We start from the raw sequence: 22,389 nt of genomic DNA, 5'->3' as shown, positions 1-22,389 counted from the left end.
CTCCCCGGTCGTCACGCTCTGCCGGATTCCGGTGGCCGGGTCAGGTGAGCAACGCCTCAAGCCGCCGGTTGACCGCGGACAGGGTGGCCCGGACAACGGCCTGGCGTGGATCACCGGCGACCAGTGCCGAGCCGGCGAGCTGCTCCACCCAGCCGTCGCAGACCAGCAGGACCACCACGGTCGCCACCTCACAGCTGCCGAACGGCACCACGGCGGCGTGTTCGACAAAACACCGGCCGCGCTCGGTGACCCGGGTGGAGGAGCTGAGCAGCTCGTCGATCGCGGCGGCCGCCGCGACGGCGCAGAGCCGCAGCACGTACCCGTCGACCGCCGGCCCGGTGGCCAGCCCGGCCGCCGGCTGGTCGCCGGCGGCCAGCCGGACCTCGACCGTGGCGTCCAGCCCGAAGGTGCTCACCTGCACGTGGTCGATGATCACCCGTGGTCCCGGCGGTGAGCCCGGGTTGAGCGGCCGGGACGGCGCGCTCTCCGTGGTGGTGACCGGGCTGCCGGAGTACGAGGTGCCGACGGTCGTGGCGCCGAGCCCGCCACTCCGGCCGGTCTCCGTCGGGGTGGCCCCCTCCGGCTGTTCCGCGCTGGCCCGTCCCCGGGCCGGGGCCGGGCGGCGCCGACGGGCCCCCTCCGTCGCGGTGCCGTACGTGCCCGGGCCGGTCGGCCCGCCGAACGCCCCGGGTGCGGGTGTGGGCGCGGGCGCGCCGTACGTGCCCGGCTGCCGGGGCGCGGCGGTCGGCACCTGCCGGGGCGGTGCCCCCGGGGCGGACGCCCCGGAGCCGGGCCACCCCGGACGGGTCGGGTCGACCGGTGCGGTGTCGGGCAGGTTCTGCGGGGCCGCCGCGAGCCCCATCCGTTCCTGGAGCAGCCGGGCCACCTGCCGGCTGACCTCGGCCGGGTCGGCACCGTCGGCGAGGTCCAGCCGCAGGCTGTGGGCTCCGGCCGGGGTGGTCCGGACGGAGGCGTCCCGAACCCCGGGTACACCCTGTACCGCCGCCACGATCGCCTCGACGTCGAACCCGTCCGGCCGCTCGCGTGGCTGCACCGGTCCGTCCTCCCGACGCAGGTGGGTCGCGATTCGGGCGAGTTCCGGCGTCTCGGCGGGGGGCTCCACGGCTGGCGGCTCCGGCACGGTGGGCACGTCTGGCTCAGCGGGAATGCGTTGGGGTAGCGCGTCCAAACCCTGCTCGGCGGGGCGGGGCACGGATCCGGGTTCGGCCGCCGACAGCGACGGAGGCTGGTGCGGGTACGCCGGACCGGCGACGCTGGACGAGGTCGGCAGGGCGAGCGCCTCGCGGTGCGGTGGATGACCGGTCGGCTCGCCGGCCCGGGCGGAGCGCAGGCCACCCGGCCCGGGCAGGTAACCCGGCGCCTCGGGATGCTGGGCCGGCACCGGTCCGACCGGACCGTGCTGCCCGGGATCTTCCGGCCCCACGCGGTGGCTGCCCGGATCGGCGCCCGAGGGCCCCGCCGGGCCGACCGGGTGTCCCACCCGCTGGGCGTGCTCGTCGTACGCCGTCCGGAAACGCTGGCCGTGCTCGTCGTAGCCGCGCGGCTCGCCGCGGTCGTCGTACCCGGAACGCTGGCCCTGGTCGTCGTATCCGCCGGACTGGCCGCGGTCGTCGTAGCCCGCCGGCTGGGGTTGGTCGTCCCGGTGGCCGACCTCGCGGACGGCGGTCAGCGGGGACTCGGCGGGCGGCCGCTGCACGGGCAGCCGCTGCACCCGCTGGTTCGCCCAGCCCGGCGGGGACCAGCCCTGGTCCGGGGCGGGCTCGACGTCGCGGCGGTGTCCGCCGTCCCGGAACTCGCCCGCCGGCTCGGCCTGGTCGCCCCCGTGGCCAAGGCCGGCGGCGTGCGGCGCGGCGGCGGGACCGCCGACGCCGGGCCCGGCCGGGGCGGAGGTGGCGGGCGGACCGACCGGCCCGGGTCCTTCCGGATGCGGGTCGAGGGACGCGGGACCGGCGGTGTGCGGGCCGACCGGTCCATGACCGGCGGGCTGGGGGTCGAGCACGCCGTGACCGGCGGGCTGCGGGTCGACCGGATTCGCGCTGGTCGGCGTGGGGCTCGGCGCCGCCCACGGCGGTGCCCACCCGGACGACCAGGCACCGTCCGGCTCACCGGCACCGCCCTGCGGCGTACCGGGCTCACCGGGTGGATATCCCGGGCCGGCCGGCGCGGCGCCCGGGCCGCTCGGCAGCGCGCCACGGTCGACCGGATGTGCCGCCGGCCAGGCGCCCGACGGCGTTCCGGTCTGACCGTGCCCCGACGGGCCGCCCTGGCCCGGGACACGGTCGGCCGGTCGGGGTACGGCGGGCATCAACGCGGTCCGCTCCCGCACCATCCGGTCGGGGTTGGCCGGCGGTACGGAGATCTGGGCCGGCGGCCCGGAGACCTGCATCGGCGGCGCCGAGGCCGGCACCGGCGGCCCGGAGACGGCGGCGGCCGGCGGCCCGGAGATCGGTCCGGGGTGGCCGGGATAGCCGGACTCCCCCCACCGTGGCGGTTGCCCCGCCGGCAGGGTGCCACCCGGTTCCCGTTCGGAGTACGCGTGCCGGGCCGGTTCAGCCGGTGCCGCCCCGTCGGGCGACTGCGCGGTCAGCGGGCCGGTCGGGTACTCCTCCGGCGGCCCCGCCGGCAGTTCCGGTACCGGCGACCGTCGCACGTACGGGTCGGTCGGCTCCGGCCCGTACGGGTAGCCCGGCTCGCCACGTCCACCGGCCCAGCCCCGCTCCGCCTCGGCCGCCTCGCCCAGGTGTACGCCGTTGACCGGCTGCCGGTGCTCCGCCGCAGTGCCCGGGAACGGCTGCGTCGGGTACGACGTCGACCGGTCTCCCCAGCCCTGGCTCAGCACCGGCTCCGCCGGCTGCCGCCACTGCCGCCCGGACGCGTCGCCGCCGTTCTCGGCGCCGGGCCAGCCCGCGTCGGCCGCCCAGCCGTTGATCGGGCGGGCCTGGTCGCCCTGCGGACCTGCCCCGTTACCGTTGTCTCCCGGTGTGGGGGCTCCGGGTTGCCCTGTTTCGTCCACCGTGCGCTCCTTGGTCGCCCCCGCTGAGGCTACCGTGTGGTGGCAGTGCCGATAAGTTACAGCGGCAGGCTAATTGTGCGGTCGGGCGAGGAGGATGGACCCGACCCGGGACGAGGATCGGATCGAGGATCGGTGACGTGCGAGGCGAAGCGGAGGTGACCGTGTCCCAGCTGGGCAACGGCGCGCAGACTGCCGGCCGACCAACGCGGCTACCGCGCTCGGCCCGGCGCAAACAGCTGCTGGCGGCGGCCCAGGAGGTTTTTGTCGCGCAGGGCTACCACGCCGCGGCGATGGACGACATCGCCGAGCGGGCAGGGGTCTCCAAGCCGGTCCTGTACCAGCACTTCCCCGGCAAACTGGAGCTGTACCTGGCACTGCTGGACACCCACTGCGACGCGATCGTGGCGAAGGTCCGGGAGGCGATGGCGGCGACCACCGACAACCGGGAACGGGTCAGCGGCGCGGTCCGGGCGTACTTCGACTTCGTCGACCACGAGAGTGGCGCGTTCCGGTTGGTCTTCGAGTCTGACCTGCGTAACGAGCCGGCCGTCCGGGACCGGGTGGAGCGGGTCGAGCAGGGCTGCATCGCCGCCCTCACCGACACCATCATCTCGGATACCGGGGTGAGCCGGGCCCGCGCCGAACTGCTCGCCTCCGGGCTGGTCGGCGCGGCCGAGACGGCGGCGCAGTTCTGGCTGGCCAACGGACGCCAGGTGCCGAAGGAGGAGGCCGAGGCGCTGCTGACCAATCTCACCTGGCGGGGGATCGCAAGCTTCCCGCTCCAGGGCGAGTCGGCCTGACTCTCGCCCGCGGCAATCGGATAGCCTTTCCGACGGCGGATCTTTCGCCCTGAACGAGGAGGTCCTGTGGAGGTCAAGATCGGCGTGCAGTACGCGCCCCGCGAGCTGGTCCTGGAGAGCGCGCAGACGCCGGCCGAGATCGAGCAGATCGTGACGGACGCCCTCGGCAGCAACGGCGGCGGCACCCTGTCACTGACTGACGAGAAGGGCCGGCGGGTCATCGTCCCCACCGACAAGGTGGCGTACGTCGAGATCGCCGAGGCGTCGCCGCGCGCCGTCGGATTCGTCGCCCGCTGACCCTGTCCCGCCGTACCCGGCGACGGCCGAACGTGCCGTCGACGGGTGGCCGGACAACGTCCGGGAAGTCCCGTACCGACCGCCGGCTCAGTTGTTCAGACCGACCGCGGTCATCCGGGCGCTGTGCGTCACGGTCAGCCGTTTGAACAGCGCCGGGACACCGGTCTGCTCGTCCGGGTCGGTGCCGATCAGCGCGGCCAGCGCACTGCGCTCGCCGGCCACCCGGACGGCCTGCGAGACGCCCTCCCCGACCAGCCGCCGGGCCCACATCGAGAGCCGGCTCGCCAGCTTCGGTTCCGCCGCGATCGCCAGCCGGATCTCCCGGCCGGCGAACTCGTCGTAACGGGAGTCGTGCAGCACGTCGAGGACCAGCCGTCGGTCCGGCTCGTCGAGAAAGGCCGCCATCTCGCGGAAGAAGTCGTCCGCGATGCCGTCTCCGACGTACGCCTTGGTCAGCGCCTCCCACCAGTCCTTCGGCTCGGTCGAGTCGTGGTACGACTGCAGCGCGGGCACGAACGGCGCCATCGCCTCGCCGGGGGTGGCACCGAGTGCGGTCAGCCGGTCGGCGAGCCGCCGGTAGTTCTGGATCTCCACCGCCGCCATCTCACAGAGCACGGCCCGCCGGGTCAGGTCGGGCGCCAGTCGGGCGTCCGCGGCCATCCGGTCGAAGGCGAGCAGTTCCCCGTACGCGACCAGGCCGAGCAGGTCCACCAACGCGGCCCGGGGTACGGGACCGGGCCGGGCACCGGGGCTCGGACCGTCCCCGACACCGGCCGGAACCGGGGCGGGAGAGGCGGCGGACGGGCCGGCGGGAACGGGCTCTGCGGGGGCGGACACGCCCGCAGGTTACCGCCCGGGGACCGGCGGGCGGGTGGGATGACGACAACCCGCTCCTTCGGCGATCCACGGCGGAAACCGGGCGTTCCGACCGGTCGCGCCCCTTCCGGTCTCCAACTTCGGAGTTAGCAAGCTCACATCTGGCCACCCCGCGCGTCGGCGTTCCGGGCGGAGTGGAGACGCCGTATGCCGGGCTCAGGTAGCATGGATCAGTTGCCGCAGCCGGCAGAGTTCCGCTGGTCGGCAGAGTTCCACGGGTACCGACGGTTTACCCGCCGGCCCACGGGGGCCCGACGTCCCGGAAACGGGCGCTGACGTTCCTCGGAAATTCTGCCTCGCGGCGCGCGTGCGGCCCGGTCTCTTCCTCGGCGATTCGCCGTCGACCGTGTGGCCCGCGCCATTTACCGACATCGCGCCCTTTGGACAGACGGGGCGCACCACGAGAGGGCACCCCCACAACCACATGAGCGATCACACCGAGAACATCCCGGCCGGCGAAGCGCTGGCCGCCGACGCGCCGGTACGTCCCGAGGCTCCCACCTTCGCGGAGCTGGGCGCGCGCGAGGAGACCGTGGCCGCACTCGCCGCGGTCGGCATCACCCGGGCCTTCGCGATCCAGGAGTACGCCCTGCCGATCGCACTGCGCGGTTCCGACCTCATCGGCCAGGCGCCGACCGGCACCGGCAAGACCCTCGGCTTCGGCGTACCACTGCTGGAGCGGGTCTTCGCCCCGGCCGAGGGCGGCGACGGGCTGCCGCAGGCGCTTGTTGTCGTACCGACCCGGGAGCTGGGTCTGCAGGTCGCGAAGGATCTCGCGGCGGCCGGTAGCACCCGGGGCGTACGCGTCCTGCCGATCTACGGCGGCGTGGCGTACGAGCCGCAGGTCGACGCGTTGCGCAAGGGCGTCGAGATCCTGGTCGGTACGCCCGGCCGGCTGCTCGACCTGGCAAAGCAGAAGCAGCTGCGGCTGGACCGGGTCCGGGCGCTCGTCCTGGACGAGGCGGACCGGATGCTCGACCTGGGCTTCCTCGACGACGTCGAGCGGATCCTGGCGATGCTGCCGGAGGACCGGCAGACGATGCTCTTCTCGGCCACCATGCCGGATCCGATCGTGGCCCTGTCCCGACGGTTCCTCCGGCAGCCGGTGACCATCCACGCCGGGCACACCGCCGAGACCGGGCCGTCGCCGCTGACCCGGCAACTGGTCTACCGGACCCACTCGATGAACAAGATCGAGATCGTCGCCCGGATCATGCAGGCCGAGGGCCGGGGCCTCACGATGATCTTCACCCGGACCAAGCGTGCCGCCGACCGGGTGGCCGAGGACCTCGACTTCCGCGGGTTCGCGGTGGCCGCCGTCCACGGCGACCTGGGCCAGGGCGCCCGGGAGCGGGCGCTGCGGGCGTTCCGGGCCGGCAAAATCGACATTCTGGTCGCCACCGACGTGGCGGCGCGCGGACTCGACGTCACCGGCGTCACCCACGTGATCAACTACGACTGCCCGGAGGACCAGGACACCTACACGCACCGGATCGGCCGGACCGGCCGGGCCGGCGCCACCGGTGTCGCGGTGACCTTCGTCGACTGGGACGACATGCCCCGCTGGCGGATCATCGACAAGACCCTCGGGCTGGACATGCCGGAGCCGCCGGAGACGTACCACACCTCCGCGCACCTCTACACCGACCTGGAGATCCCGGCCGGCACGCCGGGCACCCTGCCGTCCGCGGAGCGGACCCGGGCCGGGCTGGCGGCCGAGGTCGAGGAGGACCTCGGTGGCCGGTCCCGGAGCGCCGGTGGCCGGCGCGGCCCCGGCCGCACCGAGGGCGGCGGCGCGGGCCGGTCCCGCGGCCGACGGCGCGGTGGCCGGGACTCCGCGACAGCCGACCAGACCGGTCCGACCGGGCCGACCGGGCCCGAGACCGAGGCCACCGGCCAGGAGGAGCCCCGTCGCCGGCAGCGCCGGCGGCGCCGGGCGGGCGAGATCGTCACCGGGACCCCGGAGAACACCGCGCCGGGAGGCGCCGCATCGACGGACACCGCGTCGGACGCTCCCGGCCGGGAGACCGGCGCGGGCGGCACCTCCACGATGGTCGAGACGACCGACGGGGCGGCCAAGCCGAGGCGGCGGCGTCGCCGCCGGGCCGGCTCCGGCGGTGCCGGCCAGACCGGCGACGTGACCCCGGGCGGCGAGCCGTCCACCGAGGACTGACCGGACGGATTCGTACCCCCGTCAACACCCGCCGCCGGCACCCGCCGGCGGCGGTTCTGTCGAACCGGCCGGCGGACCGGTCCGGGTCCGCCCGGACCCCGCCGGAGGTCGACCGGCGGCCCGGACTCCGCCGGCGGGACTGGTCGGGCCGGCGTGACAACGCCGCCGGCGGAAAGTGGAGAGAGATGCCACAGGATCTCGGCGGCGCGCTCGCCGAAGTACGGGCGCTGCTGCTCGACCCCGGGCTGGCCCGCGCGGTCGCCGCCGGGCGGCGCCGTGGGACGGCCCCGGCGGTGGTACGCGCCGAACTGCGCCCGGTGGCGCTCAAGGCGGGTCCCCGGCTGCAGATCGTCACCGACGACGGCGCCCGCCCCCACACCCGGAACGTCTCCTTCGGACCGGAGGCGGACGCGGCGGTGGACGCCCTGCTGGCCGAGCCGTTCGGCAACTGGCACGTCGAGACGGCCACCACCACCCTGCAGGTACGGGTCACCAAGCGCGGCGAGGCGCAACTGCACCGCGCCCCGGCCCCGCACCCCGGGGTCCGGCCGCAGCCCGACCACCGCACGACGGCCGGAGACGGTGCGACAGCAGGCGCCGGTGCGACAGCCGGCGCCGATTCGGCCCCGGTCGCGCCGGTCAACGGGCACGACCGGGTCAGGGAACACCTGCTCGACCCGGACGACCCGTTCTTCGCCGCGATCGGCGCCAGCGCGGCGAAGCGGCGTCAGGTCGACGCGTTCCTGCGGGCGTTGGCGGCCACCCTGCCCGCCGACCTGACCGGTCCACTGCGGGTCGTCGACCTGGGCTGCGGAAACGCGTACCTGACCTTCGCCGCCCACCGGTACCTGACCGGCCGGGGCGTCGCCGTCGAGGTGGTCGGTGTCGACGTCCGCGAGGACCAACGGCGCCGCAACACCGCGCTGGCCGAGCAGCTCGGCTGCGCCGACCAGGTCCGGTTCGTCGCCGGCACCATCCTGGACGCGACGGTCGACCCGGCCCCCGATCTGGTGCTCGCGCTGCACGCCTGCGACACCGCCACCGACGAGGCGCTGGCCCGGGCGGTCCGGTGGGAGGCCCGCTGGGTGCTCGCCGCCCCCTGCTGCCACCACGACCTGGCCGCGCAACTGCGGGCCAACCCGGCTCCGACGCCGTACGAGCCACTGGTCCGGCACGGCATCCTGCGGGAACGCTTCGCCGACGTACTCACCGACGCGCTGCGGGCGGCCCTGCTCCGGCTGCACGGCTACCGGGTCGAGGTGGTGGAGTTCGTCGACTCCCGGCACACCCCGCGCAATCTGCTGCTGCGGGCCCGACGCACCGGGGCCGCGCCCACCGACCAACACCGGGCCGAGTACGCCGGACTGGTCGAACAGTGGCAGGTCACACCCTGTCTGAAGACCCTGTTCGACCGGCCGGCCGGCGGGTCCGACGCCACCCGGTAGCCGGAGGCGGGAGGGCAGTTCTGGCCGAGGGTACCGGCGGGATGGGGTCAATCAGGCGGCACTGTCGACCTTCACGTCGCACTACTCTCAGCAGAGTCACCCGCTCCGGGCGAAAGGGATTCCGCTGAGTATTGGTGCCACTCAGGACTCGCCGCAGGCGGCCTTCGCCCGCTTCGTGCGCCGAGCCATCGACGACGCCAAACGCGACCGCGGCTGGACCGTCAGCGAGCTGGCCGCCCACACCGGTGTCGGCCGGTCCACCGTCTTCCGGTGGCTCGCCGGCGACTGGCAGGACTATCCGGAGCTGGCCAAGGTCCGTGGCTTCTGCGCCGCACTGGGCGTACCGGTCGGTGCCGCGTTCCGGGCCCTCGGACTGCCCGACGCCGAACCGGGCCCGCCGGCTGCCCGCCGGCTCGTGGTCGAGTCGCCGGTCGACGCCGACCTACGGATGATCATGTCCCGGCTCGCCGATCCCGCCGTACCGGCCGAGGAGAAGAAGCTGATCCGGGACACCCTGCGCCAGCTCGCCCACCGGCCGATCCGCCGGGCCGGCTGAGGGCCGGCCGGGCAGCCGTCAGGCGACGGTGACGGTGAACTCGGCGGTCCGGACCACGCCCCCGACCTGGAAGTCGAGGTAGAGGCGGTAGCGTCCCGGGCTCGGCACGGTCAGCCAGAACTTCACCGCCCCGCCGACCAGCTCGGGCTCCGGGTGTACGTGCAGGTAGCCCAGGTCACCCTCGCGCAACGCCACCAGGTGCCCGTACGCGCCGAGGTAGGGCTGCAGGTCGGTGACCGGGTTTCCGTCGGCGAAGACCCGGAACAGCAGTGGTGTGCTCGCCCCGACCTGCCCGGTCCCCTCGTACGTCACGGTGAACCCGTCGACGGTCGCCTCCCGGGCTGGCCCCGGCAGCGGGTGTGGCGTGTACGCCCCGGCGACGACCAGGTCGACGCCGAGCGTCACCGGCACCTCGGCGCCGGCACCGTCCCGCGCGGTGAAGTCGGCGTACGCCCGCCAGATCCCCGGCTCGGCCAGGGTGAGCGGCACCCGCCACGTGCCGTCCGGCCCCATCGTCGGGTGCAGGTGCTGGTAGCCGGTGAGATCCCGACGGACCACGATCAGGTGCAGCGGCTTCTCGTGCACCACCGCGAAGTCGGTCACCACCCGCCGGTCCGCACCCCGGACCTGGAAGGTGAAATCGGTACGGCGACCGGCGGTGAACGACGTACCCGTCGGCACCAGGGTGAAGCCGGCGGCGCTGACCGCCAGACCGGCCGCCTCGGCGGCACCGGCCGGGCCGGCGCCGGTCGGGTGCTCGTGCGGGCCGGTACCCGGCGGGTGGGTGTGGTCGGCGGACGTCGTACCGGCGGCCGGGCCGCCGACCGGTGTCGCGCCCGGGGCCGGGTTCAGCCGACCGAGGGTGAAGCCGCCGAGCAGGGCGAGGACCAGACCGGCGATGGTGAGCGCGAGGCGGACCGTGCCCCGGTCGGGTACCGCCGACCCGACCGGCTCGTCGGCGTCGGCACGCGACCCGACCACCTTGTCGGCGTCGGCGCGCGGCGGGGAACCGACGGACCGGGTCCGTCGATCGACCGACCGCTGTTGGCTCATACCGGGCAGGTTACCCGCTGGTCAGCTCCCCTGGACCGCCGGTCACCCCGGGCTCCCCGGGCGACGCCGACCGGCACCACGTCGCCTCGGCCGGGCATCGATCGTTGAAGAGATCGTGCCGACCACCGCATGGCCACGTCGCGCCGCCGCGCTCGCCGCCGGGATGACCGTGGCGCTGGCGCTCGCCCCGCTCCCCGGCCGGGCCGACCCGACCGCCGAGCCGGGCCCCGGCACCGCGGCGGAGCAGTTGGAGATCGTCGTCGAGCAGTACAACAACCTGCGGGAGGAACTGCGGGAGACCCAGGCCCGGGCTGCGGCGATCCACGCCGAGATGGTGCAGTTGCAGCGTGCGGTCGACACGCACCGGGCCGAGATCAGTCAGCTGGCGGCGCGGGCGTACCGGGTCGGCGACGTCCGCTCGCTGGGCTTCCTGGGTGCCCTGATCAGCATGCGGAACCGGGACGACCTGGTCGATCCGCTGATCATCCTGGACCGGCTCACCCGGGAGCGGCAGCGGGTCGTCACGGGGCTCACCGAGACGTACGCCCGGCTGGCCGCCGCCCGCGACACGGTGCGGACACTCGCCGCCCGGCAGCGGAGTCAGGAGCGTCAACTCGCCGCCCGCCGGCTCGCGATCGAGAGCGAACTGACCCGGCTGGGCCGGTCACCGCGGGGCGACGACCGCCCCGCCGAGACCGCACCACCGCCCGCCGCCTCCGCCCCGGGCGCCGCCAACCAGGCCGTACGGTTCGCGTACGCACAGCTCGGCACGTGGTACCGGTGGGGCGGCGAGGGCCCCGACGGGTACGACTGCTCGGGTCTGACCATGGCCGCCTGGGCGACCGCCGGGATACGCCTGCCGCACAACGCGGCCCGGCAGTGGCGGGCGGTGACCCGGGTCAGCCCGGCCGCCCGGATCCCCGGCGACCTGGTCTTCTACTACCGTGACCTGCACCACGTGGCGATCTACGTCGGACACGGGAAGATCATCCACGCGCCCGGGACCGGCCGCCGCGTCCGGATCGACCGGGTCGACTACCAGCCCGTCCACAGCTACGGCCGACCCGGCTGAGCGGACCCGGTCCGGATCCGGAGCCTCAGCCGGCGACCGCGAGGACGAACGGCAGCACGGCCGGCACGCCGGCCTGACGCAGCAGCCGGGCGGCCATCGTCATCGTCCAGCCCGAGTCGACCAGGTCGTCGACCAGCAGGACCGGGCCGGTCAGGCCGGCGAGTTCCGCCGCCATCGGCCCGGGCAGGGTGAAGGCGTCGTGCAGGGCTCGTACCCGCTGGGCGCTGTTGCCGCGCGGCCCGGCACCGTCCGGATCGCCGGACCGGGCCGGGACCTCGCCGAGCAGCGGCAGTCGCCCCACCGTGGCGATCCGTTCGGCCAGGGTACGGACCAGCCGTGGCCGACGCCGCGACCCGACCGCCACCACCCCGACCGGGCGGGCCGGCCACCGGTCGTCACCGTGCGCCCACACCTTGAGCACGTCGACCACCGCGCCCGCCAGGTCCTCCGGAAGGTCGGTGTCGACCCCCTCCGGGCCGACCAGGGACCGCAGCCGAGCACCCCAGCCGAGGTCGGAGAGGCGTCCGACAGCCCGCCCGGGCAGCGCCTGCTCGGCCGGACCGAGCCGCCCCCGCAGCGGTACGTCGACCGCCTCCAGACCGGTCGGCCAGAGCTTCTTCGGCGGTATCTCCACCCCGGGGCGGCCCAGGAACGCCTGCGCCGCCGCGAGCCCGGGCGCCGACACCTCGGCCGGATGCCGGGGGCCGACGCACCTGTCGCAGCGTCCACAGGCGGTCGCCCCCGGGTCGTCGAGGCAACGGCGGAGGAACTCCATCCGGCAACCGCTGGTGGCCGCGTACTCCAGCATCGAGCGCTGCTCGACGGCGCGGGCCTCGGCGACCCGACGCAACCGGCCGGCGTCGTAGTGCCACGGCTCGCCGGTGGCCAGCCAGCCGCCCCGGACCCGGCGGACCGCGCCGTCGACGTCGAGGACCTTGAGCATCAGCTCCAGCCGGGCCCGACGCAGGTCCACCATCGGCTCCAGCGCCGGGGTCGAGAGCGGACGGTCCGGCCGCAGCACCCCGAGCACCGCCCTGACCTGCTCCTCCGGCGGAAACGCCAACGAGGCGAAGTACCGCCAGATCGCGGTGTCCTCGGCGCCCGGCAGCAGCAGCACCTCGGCCTCGCCGACCGCCCGGCCGGCCCGCCCGACCTGCTGGTAGTAGGCGATCGGCGACGGCGGGGCGCCCAGGTGCACGACAAAACCCAGGTCCGGCTTGTCGAACCCCATCCCGAGCGCGGAGGTGGCGACCAGCGCCTTCAGCTTGTTGTCCAGCAGGTCCCGTTCGGCCGCGCGCCGCTGCGCGTCGTCGGACTGCCCGGTGTACGCGGCGACGGTGTAACCACGGGTACGGAGGAACTCGGCGGTCTCGCCGGCCGCCGCCACGGTGAGGGTGTAGATGATCCCCGAACCGGGCAGCCGGTCGAGGTGGTCGGCGAGCCAGCCGAGCCGGTACGCCGGGCTCGGCAACTCCAGTACGGCCAGCCGCAGCGACTCCCGGTCGAGTGGCCCCCGCAGCACCAGGGCGTCGCCGAGCTGCTCCGCCACGTCCTCGGTGACCCGGGCGTTCGCGGTGGCGGTGGTGGCCAGCACCGGCGTACCGGCGGGCAGCCCGGCCAGGAAGGTCCGCAGCCGGCGGTAGTCGGGCCGGAAGTCGTGCCCCCAGTCGGAGACGCAGTGTGCCTCGTCGACCACCAGCAGTCCGGTGGTGGCGGCGAGCCGGGGCAGCACCCCGTCCCGGAAGTCCGGATTGTTGAGCCGTTCCGGGCTGATCAGCAGGACGTCGACCGTACCGGCGGCGATCTCGGCGGCGATCTCGTCCCATTCGTCCAGGTTCGCCGAGTTGATCGTGCGGGCCCGGATCCCGGCCCGGGCCGCCGCCTCGACCTGGTTGCGCATCAGCGCCAGCAGCGGCGAGACGATCACCGTCGGCCCGGTCTCCCGGGCCGCGCCCGCTCCGGGCTCGCCCGCTCCAGGCTCGCCCGACACCTGCCGGAGCAGGGCGGTGGCCACGAAGTAGACCGCCGACTTGCCCCATCCGGTGCGCTGTACGCAGAGCACCCGCCGCTTGTCGACCACCAGCGCCTCAATCGCCCGCCACTGGTCGTCCCGCAGCCGCGCCCGCTCGCCGGCCAGCCGGCGCAGCACCGCCTCGGCCCGCTCGCGTACCTCTGCCCGATCGTCACCCATCCGGCATTTCTACCAGCGGATGCCGACGGACGACTCACCGCGCGTGCGGCGGTGCGTCCACTGCCGGCCGGGCGTACGGCGACGGCTCGGGCAACGGGACGGCGGCCGACCATCCGGACACCGGCCCGGCCGACTGCCCGGGAACCGGCACGTTCGGCAGGTCGAACGGCGTCCCGGCCGCCGGTACGGGAGGTAGGAAGAGCAGGATCTCCCGGAGCGGTTCCGTGGCGGTCAGCGGAAGCGCACAGCGGGAGACGAGTTCCTCCATCGACCCGTACGGGCCGCGGAGGCCGCGGTCCGCGACAACCCGCCGCCACTGCGCCTCGGCGAGCCCGGGCAGCCGGAGCACGATCTGCTCGGAAACCGCGTTCAGGTCGACCAGCCCGCCGTCGTCGAAGCGGCGGGGCAGGTCCGGGCGGCCGATCCGCAGCTCGGTCCGGGCCGCCGGGTAGTGGTAGAGCAGATACCTGGCCTGCTCCCGCCGCAGCCGTCGCTCCCCGTCGTGGCGTTTCCCGGCCCATCCGCCGCCCATCGCCGCCCGGAGGCCCCGGTTGAGCAGAACCACGTGGATCACGCCACCGACCCAGCCGGCGGCCATGATGACGATCATCACGAAGTCGAACGGCTTCGGCTCGTCCGGATCGCCGCTGCCCATGGTGACGCTGAAGACCAGGCTGACCAGCAGGTAGCCGACCGCCGACAGGGCGAGTGGCCAACTGCGTCGCCGGATCGCGAAGACGGCCATCACCAGCCAGGTCAGGACGCCGAACGAGACGAGCACGATCAGGGCGCCCAACCCGGTGCCGACGTGGCTGACCCAGAGCGGGGACCGGTGATCGCGGTCCCGCCGCCAGACACCGCCCAGGTCGGGGCCCAGTTCCACCGGCAACCCGCCCGGCGTCACCGCGCCGGTCGGGAACGGCGGCTGCTCGGGTACGTACACCGGCCGGGCCTCGGCCACGGTCGGCCCGGCGCCCTCCGAACCACCGGCACCCTCCGAACCACCGGCGACGGCCGCACCCTCGGCAACCGGACGCCCGGCCGTCACGTGCCCGGCCGTCACATGCCCGGCCGCCACAGCCCCGAGCCCGGGATCCGGTTCCGGGGCTGTGGCGGCCGGGGCCGGGGTGGGAAGTGTGAGACCCGGATCGGACCGCAGGATCCGCCGGTGCAGTTCCTGGAGCTGCTCACCCGGCTCCACGCCGTACTCGTCGCGCAGCAGTGACCGGGTCTCCCGGAACGCGGCCAGCGCCTCGGCCTGCCGCCCGTCCCGGTAGAGCGCCAGCATCTGCAGGTAGCGCAGCCGTTCCCGGACCGGGAACCGCACCACCAGCCGGCTCAGCTCGGCGACCAGCTCCTGGTGGCGCCCCAGCTCCAGCCCCCACTCCGACCAGGTCTCCAGGGCGGACGTACGCAACTCCACCAACCGGTTGCGGGCGGCCTCGAAGAACGGCGTGTCGAGGCCCGGGAACGGCTCGCCCCGCCAGAGTTCGAGCGCGGTCCGCAGCAGCTCCACCGCCTCGGCGACCCGGCCGTCCGCCCGGGCCGCCTGGGCCTGCCGGATCAACCGTTCGAAGCGTGCCGCGTCGACCGCGTCCAACGGCACCCGCAGCAGGTAACCGGCGTCGGTGAGAGTGAGCACCTGGGCCGGGGTACGCGGCGAACGCTCCGGCTCCAGAATCCGGCGCAGCCCGGCGATGTACTTCTGCACCACGTTGGGGCCGTTCGCGGGCGGATCCCCGGCCCAGACCGCGTCCACGATCCGCGCCGTCGACACCGGCCGTCCGACGTGCAGCAGCAACACGGCCAGAACCGCCCGCTGCTTGCCGGGACCCAGATCGAGCTCCTGGTCGCCGTACCAGGCCCGCTGCGGGCCGAGGATCTCAAATCCCACCATCGGCGACCAGACGACCTTTCCGGACCCTGCGTCAGGACTCAACTCCGCCGCTCACGGCCGCACCGCGGCGGACAGCAGTGCCACGGCATTCCGACGGCAGTGCCACGGCATTCCGACCGCAGCATAACGGCAGTACGACGACAGTAGGTCCAGGCAGCATCTCCCTGCGGAAGCACAGACGTTCGAAGGGAAGACAATGAACAGAACCATCGGGGCGACCCGTGCCGTACGCCTGACCGGCGGTCTGTTCGCCGTGGCACTCGCGGCGGCGGCGCTCGTCGGGTGCGGCTCCGAGCTGAACCCGCTGGCCGAACCGACCGCCAAGGAGAAGCTGCTGGCCACGGTGCCGGACGGCACGGAGGGCCCGTTCCGCTTCACCCACAAGGACAGCACCGGCGAACTGACCGGCTCGGTGGACGGGGCGGCGAAAGCGGCCGAGCTGGCGATCTCGACCAAGGACCCGGAGCACGGTTTCACCACCAAGGTGGCATTCCTGGTCATCGGCGACGACGTGTGGTCCAAAATCACCTTCTCCGACACGGAGGGCCTGACCGGGCTGCCGAAACTGCCGAAGACGTGGATGGCGATCGACCGCGCCAAGCTCGACGACGGCGAGAGCGTGCCGCGCTACGAGGGCGTGGACATCGGCAACACCGGCCCGCTGATCCAGGCCGCGACGTCGGTCGAGGACCAGGGGTCCGGAAAGTACTCCGGCAGCATCGACCTCACCTCGGGTGAGGCGGCCGAAGTCCTGGAGGCGGACCAGATGACTGCGCTCGGCGAGGCGGCGAAGCAGGTTCCGTTCACCGCGACCGTCGACGGCGACGGCAACCTGACCTCGCTCACCCTCGAGGTGCCCGCCGCCGGCGACGCGAAGGCGTACACGTACGTCGTGACGTACGAGGACTACGGCAACGCGCCGAAACTGACCGCGCCGGAAGGCGACGAGGCCCAGCCGGCGCCGGCGGCCGCGTACGAGATGTTCAACGCATAGTCGGAACGTGGGGGGCGGCGGCTGCACGGGGAGCCGCCGCCCGATCCGGTCAGTTGCCGGCGCGGATGCCCCGGCCAGGCGATGTCAGCGGCCGAAGACCGAGCCGCCGTTGACCCCGAGCACCTGTCCGGTGACGTAGCCGGCGGACGGGCCGGCCAGGTAGCGGACCGCCGCCGCGATCTCGGCCGGCTCACCGGCCCGGCCGACCAGGGTGGCGTCGACCCGCCGCTGGTGCCCCTCCGGGGTCATCCGGTCGCCGAAGAACTCGGTGTCGACGACATAGCCGGGAGCCACCACGTTGACCGTGATCTGCTCCGGTCCGAGCTGCTGCGCCAGGTCGTACGCCCAGCCGTGCAGTGCCGCCTTCGCCGCCGAGTACGGCCCACCGCCGCCTCGCAGCGCGGCGATCGAGCTGAGCAGGATCACCCGTCCGCCCGGTCGACGCAGCGCCGGCCGCAGCGCCTCGGTCAGGAGTACGGCGGTGAGCACGTTGCTGTCGAGGTTCGCCCGCCACTGCGCGGCGACACCCTCCAGGGTGGATCCGTCCCCGCCGAGGTAGCCACCGGCGTTGTTCACCACCACGTCGACCTGCCGGTCCCCGACCGCCGCCACGACCGGAGCCAGCTGTGCCGGATCCGTCAGGTCGGCCGCCACCGCCCGGACCGCGTCCGGTCGGCCACATCCGGCCCCGATCCGGTCCGCCGTCTCCCTGAGCAGTTCGGCCCGACGGCCGACGACGAGGATGTCGTACCCGTCCTCGGCCAGGCCCGCCGCGATCGCCGCGCCGATCCCGGTCGCGCCGCCGCTGACCACCGCCAGACGTTCCGTCATCAGTTCCCCCATGTGCTGGTCGTTTCCGGACATCCTGCCCAGCCGCGGGCGCGATGATCAAATTCGGGGACGGGCGGTGGGACGGCGCTCAGCAGCCATGGTCGCCCGACTTGGCGCCGGGGCGGTCGAAGGTGTCAAGAAGTTCGGCCGCCCAGGTGTCCGGGGTGACCGCGTCGGGGCCGGTGACCCGCATCGCACCGAGTACGGTGAGCAGCATTCCGGCGGCCAGGAAGTCCCGGGTCTGCCGGGGGTCCGCGCCGGTCAGTTCGCGGACCAGGGTGTAGATCCGGCCGAAACGGTCGCGGACCCGGGCCCCGATCTCCGGATCGGCGCTGGCCGCGAAGCCGTGCATCAGGATGGCGAGCAGGTCGGGTTCGGCGAGTAGCCGATCGTAGCCGTCGCCCAGGGCTTCCAGGTCGGCCCGTTCCGACGCCGCGTCCCGGAAGATTTGCTCGATCCGGCCGGTTGCGTGCTCGACGGCGGCGATGAAGAGCCGCTGTTTCGACCCGAAGAGCCGGATGACGTACGGCTGGGAGACGCCGGCCAACCGGGCCACGTCGTCGGTGCTGGTGCCGGCGTACCCGGCCCGGGCGAATGCCCGTACCGCGGCCTCCACGAGTTGCTCACCTCGTTCGGCGGCGGTCAACCGGGTCCTGGTCATCGTGCCTCCTTCAGCCCGTCGGTTGACATGTTATCAGTTGATAGCTACTTTCGCTCCCGTGAAGTTATCAGTCGATAACAACTAAGGAGCTGTCCCGATGAGCCGATCCGTGGTCACCACCGAACCGGCTGACACCGCCGGACCCCGTCCGGCCCCACCGTCGGCACCGGCCGGACCCACCGGCCGGTCCGGCAGCGGACCACTGGCCGCCGTGCTCGCCGCGGTCGGCGTACCGATGTTCATGGTCACCCTCGACAACCTGGTGGTGACCACGGCGCTGCCGGTGATCAGGACCGAACTCGGCGCGTCCCTCACCGACCTGCAGTGGTTCGTCAACGGCTACACGCTGCCGTTCGCGGCGCTGCTGCTCACCGCCGCCGCACTCGGCGACCGGATCGGGCGACGCCGGCTGTTCCTGGCCGGCATCACCCTGTTCACGATCGCCTCCGCCGCCTGCGCGCTGGCCACCGAACCCTGGATACTCACCGCGGCCCGGGCCGTCCAGGGCGCGGCCGGAGCCGCCGTCATGCCGCTCTCCCTCACCCTGCTCGCCGCCGCCGTGCCGGACCGACTGCGCAACGCCGCCGTGGGCATCTGGGGCGGAATCAGCGGTCTCGGGGTCGCGGTCGGGCCGCTGGTCGGCGGCGCGGTGACCGAGGGACTGGACTGGAGCTGGATCTTCTGGCTGAATGTCCCGGTCGGGCTGGTGGCTGTCCTGCTGGTAACCACCGTGCTGCGCGAATCCCGGGGGCCGGCCGGCCGGCTGGACCCGTTGGGACTGGTCCTCTCCGCCGCCGGCATGCTCGCGCTGATCTGGGGCGTCGTGAACGGCGAGGACCGCGGTTGGACGTCCACGGCCGTGACCGGCACGATCCTCGGTGGGCTTGTCCTGCTGGCCGCCTTCGTGCTCTGGGAGCACCGCACCCCGACCCCGATGTTGCCGCCACACCTGTTCCGCTCGCGCGGATTCAGCCTGGTCAACGCGGTGGCGTTCACCTTCTCGCTCGGCGTGTTCGGCTCGGTCTTCCTGCTCGCGCAGTACTTCCAGGTGGCACAGGGGCTGAGTCCCATCGCCGCCGGCATCCGGACGATGCCCTGGACCATGGCGCCGATGCTGGTCGCACCCCTGGCCGGCCTGGTGGTCGGCAGACTCGGCCCACGCGTCCTGATCGTCACCGGGCAGATGCTGCTCGCGATCGCCCTCGGTTGGCTCGCCCTGGTCAGCACCGTCGAAGCCGGATACGGCGCCCTCGCGGTACCGCTGGCCCTGGCCGGCGTCGGCATGGGCCTGACCTTCGCCCCGATGAGCACCGCCACGCTCGCCAGCGTGCCGTCCGAGGCCCAGGGCATCGCCTCCGGCACGTACAACACCATCCGGGAGCTCGGCGTCGCGGTCGGGGTGGCGGTGCTCGCCTCGGTCTTCGCCGGCCAGGGCGACTACACCACCCCGGCGTCGTTCGTGGACGGCCTGCGACCGGCGGTGGCCGTCGGCGCGCTCGTGGTGGCCGTCGGGGCTGTCCTGGCCCTGCTGCTACCCGGTCCCCATCGCACCCGGTGAGGATCGGCTGACGTCAAAACTCCCCTTGTCCGCGCTCGCGACACTGTGGTCATCTTTAAACGACCCAGGGTCACAGTCGGAGGTGCGGGATGCGAGGGCTGACGGAGCAGAAGCAGTCCGCCTCCGGACGGGAACGACTCCCGTCGGGCGGCTCGGAATTCCTCGGCCTGCTCGCCGACCTGCTCCGGCGACCCCGGCGAGGCGAACGCAAACTGCCGCTGATCTGGCTGGTCCGGGCCGACGGCGCGCCCGACCTGATCAGCCTGCTCCGCCGGATCCTGGGCCGGGGACAACGACGCCGGATCCCGCACGCCGTCCTCGAGGCGTCCGCCCGCTCGGCCCGGCAGCCCGACCCCGTGCCGCTGCGGTCCAGCCCCACCGCCCGGCAGCCCGCGCACACCACCCGGGACGGCGGCCCGCCACCGTCGGCCGACAGCCCGCCGACCGGCGGCGGGCCGACCGCCGGAACCGACCTCGCGATCGCACTGCGTCAGGTGTACCGGCAACTGTCCCTGGAGGCGTTCGGCGGTGAACGCCTCCGGTTCCGGCACTACCCGCTCGCCGACTGGCTGCTGCACCAGACGCCGACCGACGAATCCGACACCGGCGAGCACCGCCGCGACCTGGTCCGGCGGCTGCGCGACCGACGTGGACGGCGGCCCGCCGACGAGACGACCGACGGCGGACCCGCCGGCGGCGACGACGCCGGCGCCACCGTCTACCAGTTCGTCTTCTGGCTGGTCCGTCGCGCGATCCCGAGCATCGTCTTCCGGGTCGCGATCTCCGGACGGGTCCCGCTGCTCGGTTCGCACTACCGGTGGTTCATGCGCCAGCAGTATCTCGCGCCCCGGCAGTCGGTGAGCTTCCTCGGTTTCGCCGAGCGGCTCACCGCCGGCTGGCGGGACGCCGAACAACCCGACCAGGTACACAAGCTGCTGGTACACGCCTTCCTGGAGGACCTGCGGCAGGCGTACCGGCGGCGGTTCTGGCGACCGGGAAGCTGGCGGCGTACCGCGTACCCGATCCTGCTGGTCGACGGGGTGCGCCCCGGCGACCCCGGGCACACCCTGGTCCGCCTGGTCAACGACGTCCGCAACGAGACGGGACGCAACGACCCGCTGCTGGTCCTCGTCGCGGCCACCGCCGCACCAGCCGAACTGCCCGAGGCGTATCCGCTGGTCGACGCGGAGGAGGCGTACGACGAGTGGGCCGACGTGCTGCCCGAGACGCGTCGGCTGCGCCGGGCCGGGGCCTGGCTCATCGTGCTGGCGCTGGGCGACCCGAGCGACGGATCCGAGCCACGGGGCGGTACGCACCACTTCAGCCCGCCGCCCCCGCCGTGGTGGTCCCGTCGCTTCCTGCCCGCCGCGATCAGCCTGCTGCTCCTCGCCGGCGCCGTGACCTGGGTCGACAGCCGGTGGTCGGTGGACTGCCACCCGGCGGCCGTACCCGGGGTCGCGGTGTCCGTCGAGATGGTCGACGGCGAGTGTGTCGGCTACAGCGACTCGGCCCGACACGTCTTCAACCGGGACCCGGGACAGGACCGGCTCCGGGCGATCCAGCGACGGATCTTCGCCCAGAACACCGCCGCCGAACAGGTCTGGGAACGCAGCGACCGGCGGCGGCCCTTCCTCACTCTGGTCTACCTCGGCACCCTCACCGGCAACCGGACCCGGGCCGACGAGGAGTCGTACGTCTCGGAGCGGGAGGAACTGGAGGGGATGGCGACCGCCCAGTACGCGCTGCTGCAGGAGTCGGCCGGTGCCGACGGGGCGGCGCTGCTCCGGGTCGTGGTCGCCAACGGCGGCCACCAGATGCGGCACGCCGGACGTGCGGTGGCGATGCTGGCCGACCTCGCCCGGGACGACCCGACGGTGCTCGGCGTGGTCGGCCTGGTGGACAGCCGGACCAGCACCGCCCTCGCGCTGCGCGAACTCAACCGGATCGGCCTGCCGGCGATCGCGCCGACCCTCTCGGCCGACGGTATGGACGCCAACTCCGACCTCTACCTGCAGATCTCCGCGCCCAACCGGGACCAGGTGGCGATGATCGACGAGTACGCCCGGCAGGTGCTCCGGGTCGACGAGGCACGGGTGTACTACACCACGGGTGAGTACAGCTCCCTGACCGAGGACCTGTACGTCGGCACCATGCTGACCGGGCTCCGGCAGCGCTTCGGTGACCGGCTCGCCCGGGCCGAGGAGTGGCGCACCGGACAGCGGTTGACCGACAACTGTGGATATTCCGGCCTGCTGCTCTTCACCGGCCGCTGGTCCGAGTTCGACGGGTTCCTCCGGGCGTTGAAGGAGTGTGGCGCCAACCCGCCCCGTCACCTGGTCGCCAACGACTCGGCCAACCGGTACATGGCCAATCCCGGCCTCCGGGCCAGCGCCCCCGGCAACCTTCCGGTCACGTACGTCTCCAAGGCCGGTCTGGCCAGCTGTGCGAGTCTGCACGCCGCCCGGGATCGTCGGGACGACGTGCGTGGCGGCTTCCTGACCTGGATCCAGGCCGACGGTCTGCTCGACGTGCCACGCTGCCGGGACGGCGTCAACGCCCCGGTCGGCGAGCGGGTCAGCCTGGCGTACGACGCGGCGACCATGATGGTCCGCGCGGTGGAGGGCCTGGCGGCGCGGCTGCGGCACGCCGACCCCCGGCAGCGCTGGAACCCCCGGGCGGTCAATCCGATCGGGGTGCACACCGAGGTGCTGCGGCAGAACGCGGCACAGGGTTTCCCGGGGGTGGCCGGGCCGATCCGGTTCGCCCCCGACTCCGGCGAGCCGGTGGCGAAACGGATCTCGTTGCTGCGGGTGGCCCGGGTGCCCGACGTGGCCACCGCACCGGTCGAGGTGTTCCACTGCGGGCTCGACGGCGTCTCCCCGGACCAGCGCTGCCGTCCGGTCTGACAGGCCCCGCCGTTCAACCAGCGAAGCAGTGATCACGTAATCGCC

The 22,389-nt window shown here is 73.8% G+C and carries 16 protein-coding genes; 9 read left to right on the top strand and 7 right to left on the bottom strand.

Translation table 11 applies throughout. The features are described from left to right. Positions 1–40: 40 nt before the first annotated feature. On the bottom strand, positions 41–3,034 hold the full coding sequence (locus ABGB21_RS22430; protein WP_347679380.1) for a hypothetical protein: 2,994 nt from the start codon (positions 3,032–3,034) through the stop codon (positions 41–43). 161 nt (positions 3,035–3,195) lie between these two features. On the opposite strand from ABGB21_RS22430, the gene ABGB21_RS22425 reads away from it, so the two are divergent. Both ABGB21_RS22425 and ABGB21_RS22420 read left to right on the top strand, forming a co-directional pair. Beyond that, entirely contained in the window at positions 3,196–3,834 is a 639-nt protein-coding gene (locus ABGB21_RS22425; RefSeq protein ID WP_347654298.1) for a TetR/AcrR family transcriptional regulator, read from the top strand. A 66-nt stretch (positions 3,835–3,900) separates the two neighbouring features. Continuing rightward, entirely contained in the window at positions 3,901–4,131 is a 231-nt protein-coding gene (locus ABGB21_RS22420; RefSeq protein WP_347654214.1) for a DUF3107 domain-containing protein, read from the top strand. Between the two features lie 87 nt (positions 4,132–4,218). Here ABGB21_RS22420 and ABGB21_RS22415 read toward each other — a convergent pair whose 3' ends face one another. After that, on the bottom strand, positions 4,219–4,968 hold the full coding sequence (locus ABGB21_RS22415; RefSeq protein WP_347654215.1) for a ferritin-like fold-containing protein: 750 nt from the start codon (positions 4,966–4,968) through the stop codon (positions 4,219–4,221). Between the two features lie 463 nt (positions 4,969–5,431). Here ABGB21_RS22415 and ABGB21_RS22410 point away from each other — a divergent pair, with 463 nt between their 5' ends. The 3 genes from ABGB21_RS22410 (at position 5,432) to ABGB21_RS22400 (ending at position 9,181) form a co-directional block, all read left to right on the top strand. Further along, positions 5,432–7,180 (top strand): DEAD/DEAH box helicase, encoded by a 1,749-nt coding sequence (locus tag ABGB21_RS22410; protein ID WP_347679378.1) that lies wholly within the window; start codon positions 5,432–5,434, stop codon positions 7,178–7,180. A gap of 185 nt (positions 7,181–7,365) precedes the next feature. Continuing rightward, on the top strand, positions 7,366–8,625 hold the full coding sequence (locus ABGB21_RS22405) for an SAM-dependent methyltransferase (protein ID WP_347679376.1): 1,260 nt from the start codon (positions 7,366–7,368) through the stop codon (positions 8,623–8,625). Between the two features lie 130 nt (positions 8,626–8,755). Further along, a complete protein-coding gene (locus ABGB21_RS22400) occupies positions 8,756–9,181 on the top strand; it encodes a helix-turn-helix domain-containing protein (protein WP_347654299.1) in 426 nt (141 codons plus the stop codon). A gap of 18 nt (positions 9,182–9,199) precedes the next feature. On the opposite strand, the gene ABGB21_RS22395 is transcribed toward ABGB21_RS22400, so the two are convergent. Beyond that, the gene (locus ABGB21_RS22395) at positions 9,200–10,234 is read right to left on the bottom strand and encodes a hypothetical protein (protein WP_347679374.1); all 1,035 of its coding nucleotides are present in this window, start codon (positions 10,232–10,234) and stop codon (positions 9,200–9,202) included. A gap of 115 nt (positions 10,235–10,349) precedes the next feature. Between ABGB21_RS22395 and ABGB21_RS22390 the strand changes: the two genes are divergently transcribed. Then, entirely contained in the window at positions 10,350–11,306 is a 957-nt protein-coding gene (locus tag ABGB21_RS22390) for an NlpC/P60 family protein (RefSeq protein WP_347679372.1), read from the top strand. A gap of 25 nt (positions 11,307–11,331) precedes the next feature. Here the strand turns inward: ABGB21_RS22390 and ABGB21_RS22385 are convergent, their stop codons facing one another. After that, entirely contained in the window at positions 11,332–13,497 is a 2,166-nt protein-coding gene (locus ABGB21_RS22385; protein WP_347679370.1) for a DEAD/DEAH box helicase, read from the bottom strand. A gap of 34 nt (positions 13,498–13,531) precedes the next feature. Beyond that, complete coding sequence (locus tag ABGB21_RS22380; protein WP_347679368.1) at positions 13,532–15,394, bottom strand: BTAD domain-containing putative transcriptional regulator; 1,863 nt, start codon at positions 15,392–15,394, stop codon at positions 13,532–13,534. 196 nt (positions 15,395–15,590) lie between these two features. Here ABGB21_RS22380 and ABGB21_RS22375 point away from each other — a divergent pair, with 196 nt between their 5' ends. After that, a complete protein-coding gene (locus tag ABGB21_RS22375) occupies positions 15,591–16,388 on the top strand; it encodes a hypothetical protein (RefSeq protein WP_347679366.1) in 798 nt (265 codons plus the stop codon). A gap of 84 nt (positions 16,389–16,472) precedes the next feature. On the opposite strand, the gene ABGB21_RS22370 is transcribed toward ABGB21_RS22375, so the two are convergent. Then, positions 16,473–17,219 carry an SDR family oxidoreductase gene (locus tag ABGB21_RS22370; protein WP_347679364.1) on the bottom strand — a complete coding sequence of 249 codons (747 nt, stop codon included), beginning with the start codon at positions 17,217–17,219 and terminating at the stop codon, positions 16,473–16,475. Between the two features lie 88 nt (positions 17,220–17,307). Further along, on the bottom strand, positions 17,308–17,880 hold the full coding sequence (locus tag ABGB21_RS22365; RefSeq protein WP_347654224.1) for a TetR/AcrR family transcriptional regulator: 573 nt from the start codon (positions 17,878–17,880) through the stop codon (positions 17,308–17,310). Positions 17,881–17,977: 97 nt separating this feature from the next. Here ABGB21_RS22365 and ABGB21_RS22360 point away from each other — a divergent pair, with 97 nt between their 5' ends. Further along, the gene (locus tag ABGB21_RS22360) at positions 17,978–19,438 is read left to right on the top strand and encodes a DHA2 family efflux MFS transporter permease subunit (RefSeq protein ID WP_347679362.1); all 1,461 of its coding nucleotides are present in this window, start codon (positions 17,978–17,980) and stop codon (positions 19,436–19,438) included. An 89-nt stretch (positions 19,439–19,527) separates the two neighbouring features. Next, positions 19,528–22,344: a hypothetical protein gene (locus ABGB21_RS22355; RefSeq protein WP_347679360.1), complete on the top strand. Its 2,817-nt coding sequence runs from the start codon at positions 19,528–19,530 to the stop codon at positions 22,342–22,344. Positions 22,345–22,389: the final 45 nt, after the last annotated feature.

The organism is Plantactinospora sp. B24E8 (assembly GCF_039871735.1).
In the GTDB taxonomy this organism is placed as follows: domain Bacteria; phylum Actinomycetota; class Actinomycetes; order Mycobacteriales; family Micromonosporaceae; genus Plantactinospora.
This window is presented reverse-complemented; position numbering and strand designations above follow the sequence as displayed.

Coding starts and splice junctions, on each gene's coding strand:
- ABGB21_RS22410 (WP_347679378.1), top strand. CDS start 5,432: ATGAGCGATCACACCGAGAACATCCCGGCCGGCGAAGCGCTGGCCGCC.
- ABGB21_RS22405 (WP_347679376.1), top strand. CDS start 7,366: ATGCCACAGGATCTCGGCGGCGCGCTCGCCGAAGTACGGGCGCTGCTG.
- ABGB21_RS22395 (WP_347679374.1), bottom strand. CDS start 10,234: ATGAGCCAACAGCGGTCGGTCGATCGACGGACCCGGTCCGTCGGTTCC.
- ABGB21_RS22385 (WP_347679370.1), bottom strand. CDS start 13,497: ATGGGTGACGATCGGGCAGAGGTACGCGAGCGGGCCGAGGCGGTGCTG.
- ABGB21_RS22380 (WP_347679368.1), bottom strand. CDS start 15,394: ATGGTGGGATTTGAGATCCTCGGCCCGCAGCGGGCCTGGTACGGCGAC.
- ABGB21_RS22375 (WP_347679366.1), top strand. CDS start 15,591: ATGAACAGAACCATCGGGGCGACCCGTGCCGTACGCCTGACCGGCGGT.
- ABGB21_RS22370 (WP_347679364.1), bottom strand. CDS start 17,219: ATGACGGAACGTCTGGCGGTGGTCAGCGGCGGCGCGACCGGGATCGGC.
- ABGB21_RS22365 (WP_347654224.1), bottom strand. CDS start 17,880: ATGACCAGGACCCGGTTGACCGCCGCCGAACGAGGTGAGCAACTCGTG.
- ABGB21_RS22360 (WP_347679362.1), top strand. CDS start 17,978: ATGAGCCGATCCGTGGTCACCACCGAACCGGCTGACACCGCCGGACCC.
- ABGB21_RS22355 (WP_347679360.1), top strand. CDS start 19,528: ATGCGAGGGCTGACGGAGCAGAAGCAGTCCGCCTCCGGACGGGAACGA.